We start from the raw sequence: 3,377 nt of genomic DNA, 5'->3' as shown, positions 1-3,377 counted from the left end.
GCCGTCCAGGTGTAGGTCGCTGATCTGTGCCAGCAGCACCGTCATCCCGCGCCTCCTTCGGCGGTCCGCCCGCCGGTCACCGGCCGGGCGCCCCGCCGGTGCCCGGCGCACCGATCGACGAGCCGGATCACGGCAACCTCCACGGCCTGCCCCGGAGCACCTGCCGCCTGAGCGGCGAGTGCGACGTCGGCTGCAACTACGGCTCCAAGAACACCCTGGACCACACCTACCTGTCGGCCGCCCACCACCACGGCGCCGACCTGCGCACCCGCTGCGAGGTGCGGGGCTGGTTCATCACCGACGCCCGCCCGGGCCGCACCTGGGGCAAACCCCTCACCAGCGTCCACGGGCCTCGGCCTCTCGCAGGACTGGCTGGACCCGCCCCGCCTCCCCACCGACGGACCGGCCCGACCGGCCCACCGCGGACTCACCCGGCCCCCGGACGACTGAGGAAACCGGACGTGAGCAGCTTCGCGTTGGCGGAGACCATCGCGGTGCCGAACCGGTCCTTCTCCCTCGCCACCTCCGCCTTGTCGATGCTCTCGCCGTAGACGTAGAGGCCCCGCGTGCCGAAGTCGAACGAGGAGATGAAGACACTGGGCCCTCGCCTCGGGCTCCAAATCGCCGTGACGTAGCGCGGCCTGCGCGTCACGTTCACCAGGTTGTTGTTGTGACGCACCCGGCCGTGGTAGACGACGTTCTCCCCGCACTGTTGCGGAGGACAGTAGAACCGCCTGTTGTTCCTGTCCCAGGAGAACACCGGGGAGTTGAACCGGTCGTCGATCCTGCCGCGGTCCTTGCGCATGTAGTTCATCGACACGGTCGCTTCCAGTTCGCTGTAGCCGGCGTCCTTGGGAAGCCTGACCACCTTCTGCGACGAGAACTCCTCGCCCGCGTCGAGCCAGGCACCGGGTCCGTAGAAATGCCCGGTGCGCAGCACCTCTCTGCCGGTCGCGCGGGCGTAGCGTTCGGCCTCCGGGACGTAACGGAACTTGGTGTCGTCCGCCCAGTTCCGCAGCCCTTCACCTCCTTCGGAACGGCTGAACTCCGACCCCCACACCGTGTAGTCGTCGTTGACGATGTAGACGGGAATTCCCCCGTCGTTCTTCACGTACAGCGTCAGGGGGACCGCGACGTAGCCGGCGTCGGCGTCGGTCTGCGGCCGGCCGAAGGTCGCCTTGAGGACGAAGCGGATCGGTTCCGCGGTGGGCTGGTACATCGTCGAATAGGCGAGGCTGATGGCCGTCAGGAGCCCGCTGAAGACCACGCCGGCCGCGAACTTCTTCGGCTGTGGCACACCCCTCCACGCCTTCTCCCGGACCAGGAGGACGAGTGCCCACACGGACCAGAGCGACAGGGGCATGAAGACCAGCAGATAGGGCGTGTACTCCCGCTCCTCCAGCCACATGAAGATCAGCATCGCGCTGGTGGGCAGGGCGATGAACGCACCGAGCAGGACGAGCGAGCCGGACACCCGCGAACGCCGCCGGCCGAAGTGGTCGAAGACCGCCGCAGCCGCCACGCCCTGGACCAGGCCCGCCAGGACGAAGATGGCCCCGACGATTCTCTGCGCGAAGGTCAGCGCCTTCAGGGCGTCCGGCCACCCGATCGCCATGTGCAGCGCGGCGGAGACGAGAAGGCCCAGGAACATCACTGCCCCGGTGGCCCGCCTGCGCCACGGGCGGTCGGGCCAGGTCCCGCTGCCCCCGCCGCGCCAGAGCACGGTTGCCGGGTCCTCCATGTCCGTGGAAGGCGGGTAGCCGAGGCGGCCGAGAAGCCGCACCAGCTCGTCGAACGACCAGGCGCTTCCGGCCACCTCGCCGTTGATCACGACCTTGCGGAGGCCGCGGGCGTCCGGCGCCTCGACGATCACCCATGGCTGGATGCCCATGCGACAAGGTTGGGACCCGGGGCGGCGGACCTCAAGGGGGACTACTCCGTCGGTGACCGCCACCGGGCCCGGTGGCCGCTCAGTCCTTCGGGATGTAGGCGGGACAGGACGAGAAGTTCTTGTCGTCCACGCAGACGAACAGCCTGTTCCAGTCGCTCGAGGTGTCGTCGACTCCGGCGGCACGCGGCTCCTTGCAGGCATCGTCCGAGAGGCCCCACAACGACCCTATCGACCAGCCGGCCTGACGCGTCCGCTCCTCGATGGCGGAGACGCACATGTCGGAGGCGTCGTAGCTCTTCACCTGACGGAGGACCTGCCGGTAACCCGAATTCTCGGTCGCCCGGTCCGACCGCTCCAGCTCCTTGTCGGCCTCCTCCCGGTCCCCGTCGGTGGCCTGCGGATTCTGCGAGGTCGCCAACGCCCGGGCCTGGGCGTTCACCTCGCGCGCGACCGCCGTCCTGTCCTGGGACGCCTCGATCCTCGGCTGGTCCGTCGTACCGGCCACGACGGTGCGGTAGTGCCGCATGGTCGTGTCGGCCACCTGCTGCCTGCCCGATGCGGCGTTCCCGGCGGCGAGCAGCGCCGTGCACCGGGCCACATTGCCCGCCAGCTGCCGGGAGGCGGTGCTCTCCGCGGCGGGCGCCTGTTCGTTCGTCGCCGCGGTGAGCACCCCGTCCAGGGACCGGAGCCCGTCGGTCAGGGCGCGCCGCTTCTCCTGGGGCGTCGCGGGATCCGCGACGGGGACCAGGGCCGCGTTGACGTCGGTGAGGATCTGGCGATAGATCTTCGCGTCGCCGGGGCTCGTGTTCGGATCGTCGAGGGCCCCGGCGAGCTTGGCCACGGCCTGCTTCAGCTCGGCCTTCACCTCCGCGGGCACGTCCAGGCCGTCGATCCGGTCCAGCGCCTGGTCGGTCTTCTCCTGGTCCTCCGCCGTGAGGTCGTCCGGCGACTCGGGGACGTCCGTCCCGGGCTGCGTGTCGGAGGTCTCGGGGGTGTCGGTATCCGGGGGCTGCGTTCCCGGATCCTGCGTGTCCTGCGGAGGGTCCGGAGTCTGCTCCGGTGTCTGGGGGTCCGTCGGCGGCGGGGGAGGGCTGGGCTCAGCCTCGCCGACCGCCGTCCGCCCGGCATCCGGGGACGCGGCGACCGCGGTGGTCACGCCCGCCGGGAGGGCCAGCGAGGCCGCCAGGCAGGACGCGCCGACAAGACGGGGGATCCTCCTTCGGTTCCTCCGGGAAACTCCGGGCATGGCGACTCCAAACAGTTCCGAGAGATGCGCTGGGACCGGGCGTGGCCTGTGTTCACCTGTGTTCCTCGTCCGCCCGAGGAGTGTCACCGGAGCCGCGGCTCGACGGTGCGCAGACGTGCCTTGACAACACTCTGCTCCCCGTCGGGACGGCCTGCAACTCGGCCCTGCGCACGGCGGCGCGGTGAGGCGATGGTGCGGTGGTTCGGCAGCGACGAGGAGCGCCCCGAACGGGCGCGGTGC

2 protein-coding genes are annotated in these 3,377 nt (G+C 70.5%); both read right to left on the bottom strand.

Annotated features, from left to right (window positions below):
• Positions 1-427 precede the first annotated feature (427 nt).
• Entirely contained in the window at positions 428-1,891 is a 1,464-nt protein-coding gene (locus tag ACOV8S_RS21555) for a Yip1 family protein (RefSeq protein ID WP_448319538.1), read from the bottom strand.
• A 79-nt stretch (positions 1,892-1,970) separates the two neighbouring features.
• Positions 1,971-3,137: a hypothetical protein gene (locus ACOV8S_RS21550; protein ID WP_448319537.1), complete on the bottom strand. Its 1,167-nt coding sequence runs from the start codon at positions 3,135-3,137 to the stop codon at positions 1,971-1,973.
• Between the last annotated feature and the right edge of the window lie 240 nt (positions 3,138-3,377).

The organism is Streptomyces sp. CO7 (assembly GCF_053474865.1).
Note: the sequence above shows the minus strand (reverse complement) of the source record. Positions and strands in the feature narration are given on the sequence as shown.